Raw genomic sequence first — 14,210 nt, 5'->3', positions numbered from 1 at the left:
CGGCATGAGCGACATCCAGGTGCTCGTCTTCATCGTGGCCGCGATGGCCACCATGACGCTGGCCCTGCTCGACGGCTCGATCGTCTCGTCGGCCGTCCTGCCGATCGTGCGCGACCTCGACCCGGCCCACGGCATCGACCGGTTCCCCTGGCTGATCACCGCCTACCTCCTGGCCGCCACGGCGGCGCAGCCGCTGTACGGCAGGCTCAGCGACAGCTACGGCCCGCGCCGGATCTACCTGATGGCGATCGCCACGTTCCTGCTGGGCTCGGCCCTGTGCGCGACCGCGCACACCCTCACCCAGCTCATCGTCTACCGCGCGGTGCAGGGACTCGGCGGCGGCGGTCTGATGAGCATGACGCTGATCATCATCGCCACCCTCTACCCGCCCAAGTCCCGTGCCGGGCGCTCCAACGCGGGCGGCGGACTCATCGCGGCGGGCATCATCGCCGGCCCGATGATCGGCGGCCCGCTCAGCCAGGAGCTGTCCTGGCGCTGGATCTTCCTGATCAACGTGCCGCTGGCCGGGCTCGCGCTCGTGGGCATCGCCTGGGCGCTGCGGCTCCCGGTGCGGGGCACCCGGCAGAAGGTCGACGTCCTCGGTTCCGTCCTCGTCGCCGGCGCCACCTGCGCGCTGCTGTTCGGCGTCAAGGCGTACGGCGAGCACAACTCGTTCGCGGGCCCCGTCCTGCCGTACGTGTACGGGGGGCTGCTGATGGCGGGCGCGTTCGTGGCCCGCCAGCTGAAGGCGGCCGACCCGCTGATGCCGCTCGGCCTGTTCCGGGACAAGGTGTTCCGGTCCGCCGCGGTGCTGCAGTTCGTCGGCGGGTTCGCGCTGCTGTCGCTGCCCGTGTTCCTGATCAACTACCTCAACATCGTGCGGGGCGTGGACCTGGACTCGGTCGGTCTGCACCTGATCCCGCTGGCCGCCGGGGTGATCCTGGTCTTCGTCGGCTGGGGCAAGGTCATCTCCCGTACCGGCAGGTGCAAGGCGGTCCTGGTCACCACGACGGCCACCGCCGCCGCGGCGGTCGCCGGGCTGGGTATCGGTGCGGCGACGGACGCCCCGGACTGGCAGTTCGACGTGCTCCTGCTGCTGCTCGGGGTGGGCCTGGGGGGCGTGACCCAGATCGCGCTGTTCATGACCCAGTCGGCCGCCGCCGCGGACCAGTTGGGCGTGGTCACCACCACCTCCCGGTTCGCCACGATGATGGGCACCACCATCGGCGGCACCGTGCTCGGCGCGGTGCTGAGCAGCCGCTTCGCCTCGGCCGCCGGGGCGTCCGGCGTGGGCGACCCGGATGCGGCGGCGGCCCGCCTCGCCGGACTCGACCCCGCCCGCCGCCACCTGGTGACGAGCGCGTTCGCCCACGCCTCGTCCACGCTGTTCCTGACGGCCGCCGGGCTGTTGCTGCTCGCCCTGCTGACCGCGCTCCTGATGCAGGACGTGGACGTGAACCTGGTCCCGGGCGCGGAAGAGGCCCCGGAAGCCCCCGGCTCGGAGCCCGCCGTTCCCTCACCCGCAGAAGCCGCCGACGTGACCGCCCCGGCGGACGTGGCGAAGTCCCAGGAGTAGGAAGATGACGAAGAAGATGCGCGTCCTGATGCTGAGCACCCCGTTTCCCACACACTTCACACCGATGGTGCCGCTGGCCTGGGCGCTGATGGGGGCGGGGCACGAGGTGAAGGTGGCCGCCCAGCCTGACGTGACGGACGCGGCGCGTGCCGCGGGTGTCTCCGCCACCGAGATCGGTGACCGCTTCCACGGCCTGGACGTCCTGCAGAGGCATCTGCCCGAAGGGGTGCGCCCGCTGGAGCTGATGGGCCCGACACCGCCGGAGAAGATGGCCGGCACGACCAAGCTGTGGGAGACCCACGCCCGCTATCTGCTCAGCTCCTACCTGGAGTTCGCCCAGGACTGGCGCCCCGACCTGATCGTCTCGGAGCAGATGGAGCTGACCGGACAGATCGTGGCCGCCGTGCTCGGCATCCCGTCGGTGCAGCACCGCTGGGGCGTCGACCCGCTCAGCGGCCCGTCCCGCGCCTCGGCCCGCAACTTCCTGTACGGGACGGCCGAGCGGCTGGGGCTGGCCGGTCTCCCCGACCCGGACCTCGTGCTCGACCCGTGCCCTCCGGCACTCCGCCACCCGAGCGCGGCGCCGGGCGCGCCGATCGGCTACGTGCCGTTCAACGGCGCGGGCACCGTGCCCGAGTGGCTGCAGAAGCCGGCGGCGGAGGGGATCCGCCGGGTCGTGGTGTGCCTGGGCCGCCAGACGCTGGTCCTGAACGGCACCCCGCTCTTCCGCTCGATCATCGCCGCTTTTGACGGGCTCACCGACGTCGAGGCGGTGGTGACCGCCGACCCGGCGTTCCACGAGGGCTTCGGGCAACTGCCGGAGAACGTACGGGTGGTCGAGCCCGTGCCGCTCAACCTGTTCCTCCGCGACTGCGACGCGGTGATCCACCACGGGGGCGCCAACACGACGATGACGTCATGTGTGTTCGGGCTGCCGCAGGTGGTGCTTCCGCAGATCGTCGACCAGTTCGCGTCCGCGGAGCTGCTGGCCTCGGCCGGCGCGGCCAGGGTGCTCGGCGAGGCGGCCCCTCAGAACGATCCGGGCCAGGTGCGGGAGGCCGTGCGGGACGTGCTCGACGACCCGCGCTACCTGAAGTGCGCGCAGGAGCTGGGGCGGACATGGCGGGGATGCCCAGCCCGGCCCGGGTCGTGGAGGACCTGGAGCGGCTGGCCGGGTAGTCCGGTCCGCGAAGGACAGGAGCGGGTGTGGCCCCCGGCGGATACGGATGCCGGGGGCCACACCCGTGTCCTCGCACGGACACGAAGGAGCCCGGCGACCGAAGTGGTCGCCGGGCTTCTGCGCAGGCAGCGGTGCCGGTCAGTTGCGGCGCTTCTTCAGCGCGTCACCTCCGAACTTGGCGATGAGGCAGATGACGATGGTGACAGAGACGCCGATGATGAGGTGGCTCATGGTGGGGTCCTCCTGAGGACTGTGGTGCGGGTGGGGGTGGAACGGCCCGAGGGATCCGGGACCGTGGTGCGAGGGGTCAGGCGACGGGGTGCTCGTACGGATGCCGGGCGACGGGGCTGCTCGAAGAGGAGCGGTCAGGCGCCGGGCCTGGTCGTACGGAGGTCAGGCCGCGGTCGCCGTGCGCTGGGCGTGCAGCACCGTCCACAGCGCTGCCGGCGTGGCGAAGGTCGCGCCCGTGAGGGTGTGCTCGGGGAACTCCACCTCGTAGGAGTCCTCCAGGCGGACCAGCAGCTCGATGGTGGCCATCGAGTCGAGGCCCGCCTGCTTGAGGTCGAGCGCGGGGTCGAGCGGGCCGGAGCCGACGAGGCGCGGCAGGACCGAGGTCAGCAGCTCCTCGAAGCCGGCGTCCCACCGGACGGCAGTGGCGTCAGGGGCTTCAGCGGTGGTCATGACGGATCTCCTCACGAAGGGGGTGCGGTGGGCACGGTCCTGAAAGGGACGCGGTGTCAGCTCTGTTCGCGGCGCAGCCGCTGCTTGTCGGTCTTGCCGTTCGGGGTGAGCGGGAGCTCGGGCAGCAGCCGGCAGCCGGCCGGGATCTTGGCGGCCTCCAGCCGGTCGGAGAGCTGCGAGAGCACCTCTTCGGCGCTCAGTGCGGTGACGGCGTAGAGCGTGAGGTCCTGGCCCTCGGCGGGGGCGAGTGCGGCGGCGGCCGTGACACCGGGGATGTCCAGGGCGGCCGTCTCGATCTCCAGGGTTCCCATGCGGACGCCCTTGCGCTTGAACAGGTCGTCCCTGCGCCCCTCGAAGTACAGGTGGCCGTCCTCGTCCAGGTGCCCGTAGTCGCCGGTGTGCAGGGTGACCTCACCGGTGACCGGGTCCGGGCGGAACCGCAGCGCGGTCTGCTCGGGGGCCCGCCAGTAGCCGGTCATCACGTGCGGGCCGCGAGCGGCGATCTCCCCGACGGTGCCGGGCGGCAGCGGCCGGCCGTCGTCGTCGAGGATCAGCACCTCGGTGCCGTCGAGCGCCCGGCCTACGGATCCCGGCCTCGCGAGGTCGCCGTCCGGTTCGAGGACCGTGAGCCGCTTGCACTCGGTGGTGCCGAACATCGGCGACACCTGGGCGCGGGGGAAGGCTTCCCGCAGCCGGGCGATGACGGGGGCGGTGAGTGCGGCGCCGGTGTTGGTGAACAGCCTTACGGGCGCCGCCTCGTGCCGGTCGCGGCGGGACAGCGTGAGCAGCATCTCGGCGAGCGAGGGCACCAGCGGGACGACGGTCACGCCGTGCTCGCGCATCGCACCCAGCAGCCCCACATGCCGGTCCGGCGAGGTCAGCACCGTCTCGGCGCCCGCGATCACTGACAGCAGGATCTGGTAGAGGCCGTAGTCGAAGGAGACCGGCACGGCGACGAGGACGACGTCGTCCTCGCGGTACCGCAGCCGGGCCTGGATGGCGCGGGCGGCGAAGACGACGGGGGCGTGCGTGCTGATCACGGCCTTGGGCGCCGAAGTGGAGCCCGAGGTGTAGATGAGCAGCCCCGTGTCGCCCGGTGCGACGGGGCCCTCCTCGGGGGCGCCGGTGCCGGCTTCGTAGAGCACGCCGGCGCCGTGCGCCACGTCCTCGGTCGTGCGCACCGGACTGTCCGTCAGTTCGCGCAGGAGTGCGGCGTCCTGGGCGTCCTGGGCGATGACCAGGGCGGGGTCGCAGTCCGGCACCACGGTGTTCAGGTGGAAACGCTTCATCGCCGGGTTGACCGGCACGAAGACGATGCCGCGGCGCAGGGCGCCGAACAGCAGGGCGGTGAACTCCCTCGTGTTTCCGGTCCGGACGAGGACCCGGTCCCCGTGCCGCACGCCTTGGGCGGTGAGCCAGTCGGCGTACGCGCGTGACCAGGCATCCAGTTCCGCGTACGTCCACGCGCCTGCGGCGTCGCGCACCGCGGGGGCGTCGGGCCGGGCGGCCACGGCCGCGGAGAGCAGTCCGTGGACGGTGTCGGTGCCGGTGTCCGCGGCAGCCAGCGTCTGAGTCGTCATCCAGCAACCTCGTGGTCATAGGAACGGGATTCGGTCCTGACGAGCGTCCGCCGACGTGCTCGATGCCCTCTGGAGTTCCGGTGGACCGATCACACACCCGCGTACTCGCGCCGCGCTCGAGCCGCGCTCGGGTGCCGCTCGGCCGCGTCCCGCCTGCCCAGGACTCCAGTCCGCTGCGAGGGAGCCGCCCCATGGTGACGCCGGGCAGCAAGCCCCCATGGTGACGACCCCGCCGCGACGACGTCCGACGGGGAAGGAGGCAGCGCTACATGAACGCGGATGCACGGCAGACCGGCCGGGAAGCACACGGCCCCTCGGGTGAACAGCCGCTGGACTTCGGCGTCTTCTTCTTCGCCGCGGTCGGCGACCGGGCGCAGGAGACGTACACGCTGATGCTGGACGCGGCCCGCCGCGCCGACCAGCTGGGCTTCGGCTTCGTGTCGACGCCAGAGCGGCACTTCCACAGGTTCGGGGGCGCCTTCCCCAACCCGGCCGTCACCTCGGCGGCCGTCGCCGCGGTGACCCACCGGATCGGCATCCGGGCCGGCAGCGTCGTCACCCCGCTGCACCCCGCCGCCCGCATCGTGGAGGACTTCGCGACGGTGGACGGGATCTCCGGGGGCCGGGTCGCCATCTCGGTCGGCTCCGGCTGGAACGTCAACGACTTCCTGCTCGCGCCCGAGAAGTACGAGACCCGGCGCGAACAGATGATCAAGGACGTGACGGACATCAGGACCGCGTGGCGTACCGGCCGCTGGACGGGCCACAACCCGCTCGGCGCCGAGGTCACGCTGCCCGTCTACCCGCGCCCGGTGCAGGACGAGCTGTCCGTGTGGGTCACCGCGTCCCGCAGCGAGGGCACCTTCCGCGAGGCGGGCCGGCTCGGCTGCAACATCCTCACCCACCTGGAGAACCAGGACGTCTCGTCGCTCTCCGGCAAGATCGCCCTCTACCGCGAGGCCCGCGCCGACGCCGGCTGGGACGGTCCGGGCACCGTCACCGTGATGATGCACTCCTACGTCACTGACGACGCCGATGAGGCCCGCCGGGTGGGTGGCGGCAGCCTCAGGGACTATCTGCTCTCCGCCATCGACCTGGAGGCCCACGCGGTCGAGGCCGGCGGCCGGATGAGCGGGAACAAGGAGGGCCGTGACGTGCTCTCCGCGGTCCGTGCCCAGCGCAAGCTCGCCGAGCTCGGCGTCAACCGCTACCTCGACGGCAACTCCCTGATCGGCTCGGTCCAGGAGTGCGCGCAGACGGCCCGCCGGGTGCGTGCCGCCGGTGTCGACGAGATCGCCTGCCTGGTCGACTTCGTCGCCGACCCGCAGCTGGTGCTCGCCTCGCTGGAACGCCTGGCGACCGTACGCGCCGAGGCCGCGAAGCCGGCCGCCCCGGCGCCTGTCCCGACAGCCGTCGGCTGACCCCGCGCCTGCCCCACCACCGCTCCCACCGCCGGTCCCCCGCGTACCCCTTCCGGTGCGTGCCGCCGGCCCTCCCTTCCATCCTTCCTTCACCAAGGAGGTCGCCCATGCCGACGATCCTCGCCGTCTCCGGCAGTCCGTCGCCGGTCTCCAGCACCCATCACGTGCTCACCCTCGCAGCCGAGCGGCTCGCCGCGCGCGGGCACCGGGTGGACACGCTCGCGGTTCGCTCCCTGCCCCCGGCGCCGCTGCTCGCGGCCGACACCGCCCACCCGGAGATCGCCGCCGCCCTCGACCGGTTCGCCGAGGCGGACGCCGTCGTGGTGGCGACACCCGTGTACAAGGCGGGCTGCTCGGGGCTGCTCAAGTCCTTCCTCGACGTGCTCCCGCAGTTCGCGCTGGAGGGGAAGGTCGTGCTGCCGCTGGCGACCGGGGGCTCGCTCGCCCATGTGCTCGCCCTCGACTACGGGCTGCGCCCCGTACTGATGTCGATGAAGCCGCGGGCGGTGGCGGAGAGCTTCTTCGTGCACGCCGGCGGCATCCGGAAGGGCGCCGGAGGTGCCGCCTTCCTGGAGCCGACCGTGTCGAGCCTGCTCGACGAGGCCACCGACCGGTTCGCCGGGCTGCTGGAGAGCCTCTCGGAGCGCGACGCCGCCCACACCCTCCCGCCCCGCCGGCTCGTCTCCGCCGCCTGAGGACGACGCCTGAGGAAGCCGGCGTGTTCATCCGCCTGTTGATGTGCCTGTTGATGTGCCGACCACGACTGAAGAGGACCCCATGAAGGCTCTGGTTCTGAGCGGCGGGACGGGCAGCCGTCTGCGCCCGTTCAGCTACTCCATGCCCAAGCAGCTCATCCCGATCGCCAACAAGCCCGTCCTGGAACGGGTGCTGGAGAACATCCGCGACCTCGGTGTCACCGAGATCGGCATCATCGTCGGGAACCACGCGGCGGAGATAGCCGAGGTGCTCGGCGACGGGTCGCGGCTCGGCGTCGCGCTCACCTACATCCCGCAGGAGAGCCCCAAGGGGCTCGCCCAGTGTGTCTCGCTCGCCCGGGATTTCCTCGGCGACGACGACTTCGTGATGTATCTCGGCGACAACATGCTCCCGCAGGGCATCGTCGAGGCGGCGGCCGAGTTCCACGCGCTGCGGCCCGCCGCCCAGGTGCTGGTGGCCCAGGTCGAGGACCCGCGCGCCTTCGGGTGGCCGAGGTCGACGCGACCGGTGTGGTGGAGCGCCTCGTGGAGAAGCCGCCGGTGCCGCGCTCCAACCTGGCCCTGATCGGCGTCTACTTCTTCACGCCCGCGATCCACCGGGCCGTCGACTCGATCGTGCCCAGCGCCCGCGGCGAGCTGGAGATCACCGACGCCATCCAGTGGCTGGTGACCAGCGGCGCCACCGTCCGCGCCCAGGAGTACTCCGGGTACTGGAAGGACACCGGCAGGGTCGAGGACGTACTGGAGTGCAACCGGATGCTCCTCGACGGGATCGAGCGCCGCATCGACGGCGAGGTCGACGACCGCAGCGTGCTGCTGGGCGCCGTCGTCGTCGAGGCGGGCGCCCGGATCAGCCGTTCGTTCGTGCAGGGCCCCGTCGTGATCGGCGCCGGCACGGTCCTGGAGGACAGCCACATCGGCCCGCACACCTCGATCGGCCGTGACTGCGTCCTGTCCGGCACCCACCTGGACTACTCGATCGCACTGGACGGCTCGACGATCTCCGCGGTGCGGGGCCTGCACGGCTCCCTGCTCGGGCGGTCGGCGGCCGTCACCGGCATCGAACTCGGCAACCGCCACCACCGCCTGGTGGTCGGCGACCACACCCGCGTGGAGGTCGCGGCATGAGCAGAATCCTGGTCACCGGCGGCGCCGGCTTCATCGGCTCCCACTACGTACGCACCTTGCTGGACGGCGGATACGAGGGTTACGAGGACGCGGAGGTCACCGTCCTGGACAAGCTGACCTATGCGGGCAACCGGGAGAACCTGCCCGCCTCGCACCCCCGGCTGACCTTCGTCCAGGGCGACATATGCGATCTGCCGCTGCTCCTCGAGCTCTTCCCCGGCCATGACGCGGTGGTGCACTTCGCGGCCGAGTCCCACGTGGACCGGTCCCTGGAATCGGCGGCCGAGTTCATCACCACCAACGTCGGCGGCACCCAGAACGTCATGGAGGCGGCACTGCGGTCCGGCGTCGGACGGGTCGTGCACGTCTCCACCGACGAGGTGTACGGCTCGATCGACGAGGGCTCCTGGACCGAGGAGTGGCCGCTGCTGCCCAACTCGCCCTACGCGGCGTCCAAGGCCGGCTCGGACCTGATCACCCGCGCCTACTGGCGCACCCACGGACTGAACGTCTCCACCACCCGCTGCTCCAACAACTACGGCCCCTACCAGCACCCGGAGAAGCTGATCCCGCGCTTCGTCACCAACCTGCTGGAGGGCGAGAGCGTCCCGCTGTACGGCGAGGGCGCCAACATCCGCGAGTGGCTGCACGTGGACGACCACTGCCGGGCCATCCAGCTGGTCCTCACCTCGGGCCGGGCCGGTGAGGTCTACAACGTGGGCGGCGGCAACGAGCAGACCAACCGCCAGATCACCGAGCGGCTCCTCGAACTGACCGGCAACGACTGGTCCAAGGTCGTCCGGGTCGCCGACCGCAAGGGCCACGACCTGCGCTACTCGCTCAGCGAGGCGAAGATCGCGCGGGAGCTCGGCTACGCGCCGCGCATCTCCTTCGAGGAGGGGCTCGCCGAGACGGCGGCCTGGTACCGCGACAACCCCGGCTGGTGGAAAGCGGTCAAGCACGCGGCGAAGGAGAACGAGAAGTGAGTCCGTCCGACACAGCGGCGCACCCGGCGCAGGTCCTGGTCGTGGGCGCCGGCCCGGTCGGTCTGAGCGCCGCCCATGAGCTGGCCCGGCACGGTGTACGGGTCCGGCTCGTGGACGGCGCCGCCGGCCCCGCCACCACCAGCCGAGCGCTGGCCACCCATGCCCGCACGCTGGAGACGTACGACCAGATGGGAGTCCTCGACGACCTCCTGGCGCGCGGCCAGCGGGTGGAGCACTTCACGCTGCACCAGAACGGCCGCCGGCTGATCCGCTTCGACACGGACTACAGCCGGCTGCCCACCCGGTTCCCGTTCACGCTCATGGTCGACCAGGTCATCACCGAGGAGGTGCTGCGCGACGCGGCGGCCCGCCACGGCGTCGAGATCGAATGGGGCGTGCGCATCGAGGAGTTCGAGGACCTCGGCGGCGAGGGCGTGCTGTCCCGGCTGGTGCACGCCGACGGCCGTACCGAGACCGTGCGGTCCGACTGGCTGGTCGGGGCGGACGGCGGTCACAGCGTCATCCGCAAGCAGCTCGGACTGAAGCTGGAGGGCGAGTCCAGCGAGACCTGGCTGATCGCCGACGCCACCGTCGACTGCGACCTGCCGAAGGACAGCATCCACTGGATGCGCACCCCCACCGGGACCGTGATGATGGTGCCGTTCCCCGAGCCCGGGAAGTGGCGGCTGCTGGACACCGCCGAGACGTCCTACGGGGGCGACGACGCCATGGTGGCGCGGCGCTTCTCGGCGAAGATCAGCACCGGGACGGGCCGGCCCGCCGTGGTGCGGACACCGTCCTGGGTCTCGGTGTTCACGATCCAGCAGCGCATGATCGACCGGATGCGGGTGGGCCGGGTCGTGCTGGCCGGGGACGCGGCGCACGTGCACAGCCCGGCCTCCGGGCAGGGCATGAACACCGGTGTGCAGGACGCGGTCAACCTCTCCTGGAAGCTCGCGACGGTGCTGCGCGGCGAGGCCGCCGACTCCCTCCTCGACACCTACGGGGCGGAACGCGTGCCGGTGGGAGCGGAGTTGCTGCGCACCACCCGGATGGCGACCATGCTGGTCCAGCTGCGCAGCCGCAGGGCGGCGGCGGGACTGCGTGCCGCGTTCACCGTGCTGCGCTCGCTGCCCCCGCTGAAGGGCCGCATCCAGCGCAAGATCATGGGCGGGATGTCGGCGCTCGGACTGGGTTACGCGGCGGGCCCGCTCGCCCACGACAGCCCGCCGTCCGCCGGGGTGCGCCCCGGCGAGCGGGTGGCCCGGGTCACCGCGGCCGGCCTGGCCGCCGGCCCCGCCTGGCAGGAGCTGGTGGGCGAACTCCAGCGCCCGGAGTGGCTGTTGCTCTCGTTCGGGGAAGCTCCCGCAGAGACCCGCGAGGACGCCTTCGGGCCGTCGGTGCGGATCCGTACGGTGAACACGCAGGGCCCCGGCGCGCTCGCCGACCCGGCAGGGCTGCTGTCCGAAGGGCTGGGCGCCCCGGCCGGCACCTGGCTGCTGATCCGTCCCGACGGCTATCTCGCCGCCCGGGGCACCGGATCCGATTCCCCCTCGCACGCGCTGACCGCGCTGGGCATTCACCCGTCACGAGCGGTCCAGCCCGTCAACTGAACTTCTGAATAAGGGCTTTCACGTCGAAGGACCCGCCCCGGAAATCCCGGGGCGGGTCCTTCGACGTGCGGTGGAACAAGCTGAGGAGCGGAGGGACGTGCGGGGCGTGGGGGCGGTGGGGCGTCGGCTCCGGTACTCAGGCGATGCGCTCGGGCACTCGTCCGTACAGCTCGCGGCACCTCTCGTAGGCCGGCAGCAGCCCGCGCGCGGCGGCCTCGGCCACCGTGGGCGCCGCCGCGTCCTTCTCGGACAGCAGCGGGTCGCCGGTGAGCCAGCTGGCCCACGGCAGCGCCAGCTCCGGGTCGAAGGCCCGCAGGTCCAGCTGGGTGCCGGGCTGGTACTCGGTCGAGCAGAGGTAGCTGATGCAGGTGTCGTCGGCGAGCGCGACGAACCCGTGCGCGAGCCCCTCCGCCACGTACACCGCGAGGCCGTTGCGGGCGTCCAGGACCGTGGTCTCGTACCGGCCGAAGGTGGGCGAGCCCACCCGCACGTCGACGACGACGTCCAGCAGGACCCCGCGCACGCAGCTGACCAGCTTGGCCTGGCCCGGCGGGATGGCGACACCGTGCAGTCCCCGGACCGTGTTGCGGGCCGAGGAGGAGTAGTTGACCTGGCGCGGCACGAAGTGGTGCCCGGTCTCGGCGGCCAGCTGGTCGTATCTGTACGACTCGTGGAAACTGCCGCGGGGGTCCGTCAGCAGCTTCGGCATGATGCGGTACGCGTCCGGTACGGCGGTCTCTTCGATCCTCATGCCCCGGACCGTAGGCGCCCCTACTCAAGTCCCGGTAGCGCCGCGTGACCACCTGTCCAGCGGTCCCCGAGCGGGACACCTCACAGTTCCGTTCAAACCGCGGAAACAGGAGGTACGGACGGTGCCGGTGACCAACCGAAGGACAGGCGGCAAGGGTGGGGGCGCGGCCGGGTCGGTGGTGGTGCTCGGCGCCACGGGGTTCGTGGGCCGGCACACCTGCGAGGTCTTCGCCGCCGCGGGCTGGGCGGTGACCGGCATCGCCCGCACCGCCCCGGTGGCGGCGGCCCCGTACGAGATCGTCCCGCTCGACGCGGTGCACGCCGGGCCCGGACGCCTCGCCCGGGTGCTGGACGAGCGCGGCGCCGAGGTGGTGGTGAACGCGGCGGGCGCGGTGTGGAAGGTGACCGAGGACGAGATGATGCGCGCCAACGCCGACCTGGTGCGCAGGCTGGTCACGGCGGCGGCGTCGGCGGACCGGCGGCCCCGGCTGATCCAGCTCGGCTCGGTGCACGAGTACGGGCCGGTGCCACGGGCCGGGATCACCGAGGACATCCCCACCGCACCGATCACCCCGTACGGCCGCTCCAAGCTGGCCGGTGCAAGGGCCCTGCTCGACGCCGCCGCCGCGGGCGAGGCGGCAGGGCTTGTGCTGCGCATCTCGAACGTGTCCGGCCCCGGCACCCACCGGGCCAGCCTGCTCGGCAAGGTGGCGCACCACCTCACCACCTCCGCACCCGAACCGCTGCGGCTCGCCCCGCTGCTCGCCCACCGCGACTTCGTCGACGTACGCGACGTCGCCGACGCGGCGCTCGCCGCGGCCGGCAGCGCGGCGTCGGGGCGGGTCGTGAACATCGGCGGCGGCCGCGCGGTGTCGGTGAGCAGCCTGGTCACGCGGCTGACGGAACTCGCGGGAACCGCCGCCGAGATCGTCGAGGTGCCGAGCGCCGGCGGCCGGCCGCCCGAGGCCGAGTGGCAGCGCATGGACATCACGCTCGCCGACACACTGCTGGGCTGGCGCCCCCGCCGCACCCTGGACGACTCGCTGCGTGACCTGCTCGCCCACACCCGTGGCGGAGCCGACCGCGAGTCGTTGTCCAGGGCTTTTCGAGTACCCCCGGCCACGATGGCCGTGTCGGGTCACCGCTGAGGGCTTCGTGCCGAACTGACCATGGAGGCAGCAGGAATGAATGAGACGAAGGCACGAATTCTCGAGCAGGTGCGGGAGTACCACCTGGAGAAGGAGCCGTCCCGCGAGTTCGTCCCCGGTACCAGTGAGATCTGGCCGTCCGGCGCGGTGCTGGAGCCGGAGGACCGGATGGCGCTCGTCGAGGCGGCGTTGGACATGCGGATAGCCGCCGGCACCAGCTCCCGCAAGTTCGAGTCCCGGTTCGCCCGTTACCTGAAGCGGCGCAAGGCGCACCTGGTGAACTCGGGTTCGTCCGCGAACCTGCTGGCCATGGCGGCGCTCACCTCGCCGCACCTGGAGGACCGGCGGCTGAGGCCGGGTGACGAGGTCATCACCGTTGCCGCGGGCTTCCCCACCACCGTGAACCCGATCCTGCAGAACGGGCTCGTCCCCGTCTTCGTGGACGTCGAGCTGAAGACGTACAACACCACGGCCGAGCGCATCAAGGCGGCCGTCGGCCCCAAGACGCGCGCCATCATGGTCGCGCACGCGCTCGGCAACCCCTTCCAGGTGGCGGAGGTCGCGCAGATCGCCGAGGAGAACGACCTCTTCCTCATCGAGGACAACTGCGACGCGGTCGGCTCGCTCTACAACGGTCAGCTGACCGGCACCTTCGGCGACCTGACGACGGTCAGCTTCTACCCGGCGCACCACCTGACGATGGGCGAGGGCGGCTGCGTCCTCACCTCGAACCTGGCCCTGGCCCGGATCGTCGAGTCGCTGCGCGACTGGGGCCGGGACTGCTGGTGCGAGCCGGGCGAGAGCGACCGCTGCTTCAAGCGCTTCCAGTACCAGCTGGGCACCCTGCCGGCCGGATACGACCACAAGTACATCTACTCGCACGTCGGTTACAACCTCAAGGCCACCGACCTGCAGGCCTCGCTCGGACTGACCCAGCTCGACAAGGTCGACGACTTCACCACCGCCCGCCGGCACAACTGGAAGCGGCTTCGGGAGGGCCTGGAGGGCGTGCCGCACCTGATCCTGCCCGAGGCCACCCTCGGCAGCGAGCCCAGCTGGTTCGGCTTCGTGATCACCGTCGAGCCGGACGCGCCGTTCACCCGCAAGGCGCTGGTGAACTTCCTGGAGGAGCGGAAGATCGGCACCCGCAACCTCTTCGCGGGCAACCTCACGCGTCAGCCCGCGTACGTGGACGCTCCGCACCGGATCGTCGGCGACCTCACCAACTCCGACATCATCACCGAGCAGACCTTCTGGATCGGCGTCTACCCGGGGCTCACCGACGAGCACACCGACTACATGACGTCCTCGATCCGGGAGTTCGTCTCCCGCTGGTGACCACCCCGGCGCCCCTCGCGGCCCTGCTGGGTGACCGACCCGGCAGCCCGCTCTCCCGTCCCCCGCCGGTGACTCCCCCGGCAACCCTCCCGC

Annotated in this window: 10 protein-coding genes and 2 pseudogenes; 9 read left to right on the top strand and 3 right to left on the bottom strand. The window is 71.8% G+C overall.

Annotation, left to right across the window (positions count from 1 at the left end; all coding sequences use genetic code 11):
- The first annotated feature begins 4 nt into the window (after positions 1-4).
- Both LNW71_RS22135 and LNW71_RS22130 read left to right on the top strand, forming a co-directional pair.
- Positions 5-1,576, top strand: a complete 1,572-nt coding sequence (locus tag LNW71_RS22135) for an MFS transporter (RefSeq protein WP_250969814.1) — start codon at positions 5-7, stop codon at positions 1,574-1,576.
- 4 nt (positions 1,577-1,580) lie between these two features.
- Positions 1,581-2,660, top strand: a pseudogene (locus tag LNW71_RS22130) (nucleotide disphospho-sugar-binding domain-containing protein); the annotation flags it as partial.
- A gap of 489 nt (positions 2,661-3,149) precedes the next feature.
- Here LNW71_RS22130 and LNW71_RS22125 read toward each other — a convergent pair.
- The gene (locus tag LNW71_RS22125; protein ID WP_250972101.1) at positions 3,150-3,293 is read right to left on the bottom strand and encodes a hypothetical protein; all 144 of its coding nucleotides are present in this window, start codon (positions 3,291-3,293) and stop codon (positions 3,150-3,152) included.
- 200 nt (positions 3,294-3,493) lie between these two features.
- A complete protein-coding gene (locus LNW71_RS22120; RefSeq protein WP_250969813.1) occupies positions 3,494-5,017 on the bottom strand; it encodes a class I adenylate-forming enzyme family protein in 1,524 nt (507 codons plus the stop codon).
- 269 nt (positions 5,018-5,286) lie between these two features.
- On the opposite strand from LNW71_RS22120, the gene LNW71_RS22115 reads away from it, so the two are divergent.
- The 5 genes and pseudogenes from LNW71_RS22115 (at position 5,287) to LNW71_RS22095 (ending at position 10,881) form a co-directional block, all read left to right on the top strand.
- On the top strand, positions 5,287-6,438 hold the full coding sequence (locus tag LNW71_RS22115; RefSeq protein ID WP_250969812.1) for a MupA/Atu3671 family FMN-dependent luciferase-like monooxygenase: 1,152 nt from the start codon (positions 5,287-5,289) through the stop codon (positions 6,436-6,438).
- Positions 6,439-6,545: 107 nt separating this feature from the next.
- Positions 6,546-7,133, top strand: coding sequence for an NADPH-dependent FMN reductase (gene ssuE, locus LNW71_RS22110; RefSeq protein WP_250969811.1), 588 nt, complete (start codon positions 6,546-6,548; stop codon positions 7,131-7,133).
- 82 nt (positions 7,134-7,215) lie between these two features.
- Positions 7,216-8,282 (top strand): annotated as a pseudogene (locus LNW71_RS22105) (glucose-1-phosphate thymidylyltransferase).
- On the top strand, positions 8,279-9,268 hold the full coding sequence (gene rfbB / locus LNW71_RS22100) for a dTDP-glucose 4,6-dehydratase (protein ID WP_250969810.1): 990 nt from the start codon (positions 8,279-8,281) through the stop codon (positions 9,266-9,268). The pseudogene LNW71_RS22105 and the gene rfbB overlap by 4 nt, the downstream one beginning before the upstream one ends.
- Entirely contained in the window at positions 9,265-10,881 is a 1,617-nt protein-coding gene (locus LNW71_RS22095; protein WP_250969809.1) for an FAD-dependent oxidoreductase, read from the top strand. The genes rfbB and LNW71_RS22095 overlap by 4 nt, the downstream gene beginning before the upstream one ends.
- Before the next feature lie 136 nt (positions 10,882-11,017).
- Here the strand turns inward: LNW71_RS22095 and LNW71_RS22090 are convergent, their stop codons facing one another.
- The gene (locus tag LNW71_RS22090) at positions 11,018-11,632 is read right to left on the bottom strand and encodes a dTDP-4-dehydrorhamnose 3,5-epimerase family protein (RefSeq protein WP_250969808.1); all 615 of its coding nucleotides are present in this window, start codon (positions 11,630-11,632) and stop codon (positions 11,018-11,020) included.
- A 127-nt stretch (positions 11,633-11,759) separates the two neighbouring features.
- Between LNW71_RS22090 and LNW71_RS22085 the strand changes: the two genes are divergently transcribed.
- Both LNW71_RS22085 and rfbH read left to right on the top strand, forming a co-directional pair.
- Positions 11,760-12,779, top strand: a complete 1,020-nt coding sequence (locus LNW71_RS22085) for an NAD(P)-dependent oxidoreductase (protein WP_250969807.1) — start codon at positions 11,760-11,762, stop codon at positions 12,777-12,779.
- A gap of 36 nt (positions 12,780-12,815) precedes the next feature.
- Positions 12,816-14,117, top strand: a complete 1,302-nt coding sequence (gene rfbH / locus LNW71_RS22080) for a lipopolysaccharide biosynthesis protein RfbH (RefSeq protein WP_250969806.1) — start codon at positions 12,816-12,818, stop codon at positions 14,115-14,117.
- Positions 14,118-14,210 lie beyond the last annotated feature (93 nt).

Origin of the sequence: Streptomyces sp. RKAG290, from assembly GCF_023701695.1 — a bacterium.
Classification (GTDB): domain Bacteria; phylum Actinomycetota; class Actinomycetes; order Streptomycetales; family Streptomycetaceae; genus Streptomyces.
The sequence above is the reverse complement of the archived record's forward strand: the minus strand, read 5'-3'. Positions and strand labels throughout refer to the sequence as shown.

Bases quoted from the DNA above. Each gene is read 5' to 3' on its own strand.
- LNW71_RS22135 (WP_250969814.1), top strand. From the start codon at position 5: ATGAGCGACATCCAGGTGCTCGTCTTCATCGTGGCCGCGATGGCCACC.
- LNW71_RS22125 (WP_250972101.1), bottom strand. From the start codon at position 3,293: ATGGCCACCATCGAGCTGCTGGTCCGCCTGGAGGACTCCTACGAGGTG.
- LNW71_RS22120 (WP_250969813.1), bottom strand. From the start codon at position 5,017: ATGACGACTCAGACGCTGGCTGCCGCGGACACCGGCACCGACACCGTC.
- LNW71_RS22115 (WP_250969812.1), top strand. From the start codon at position 5,287: ATGAACGCGGATGCACGGCAGACCGGCCGGGAAGCACACGGCCCCTCG.
- ssuE (WP_250969811.1), top strand. From the start codon at position 6,546: ATGCCGACGATCCTCGCCGTCTCCGGCAGTCCGTCGCCGGTCTCCAGC.
- rfbB (WP_250969810.1), top strand. From the start codon at position 8,279: ATGAGCAGAATCCTGGTCACCGGCGGCGCCGGCTTCATCGGCTCCCAC.
- LNW71_RS22090 (WP_250969808.1), bottom strand. From the start codon at position 11,632: ATGAGGATCGAAGAGACCGCCGTACCGGACGCGTACCGCATCATGCCG.
- rfbH (WP_250969806.1), top strand. From the start codon at position 12,816: ATGAATGAGACGAAGGCACGAATTCTCGAGCAGGTGCGGGAGTACCAC.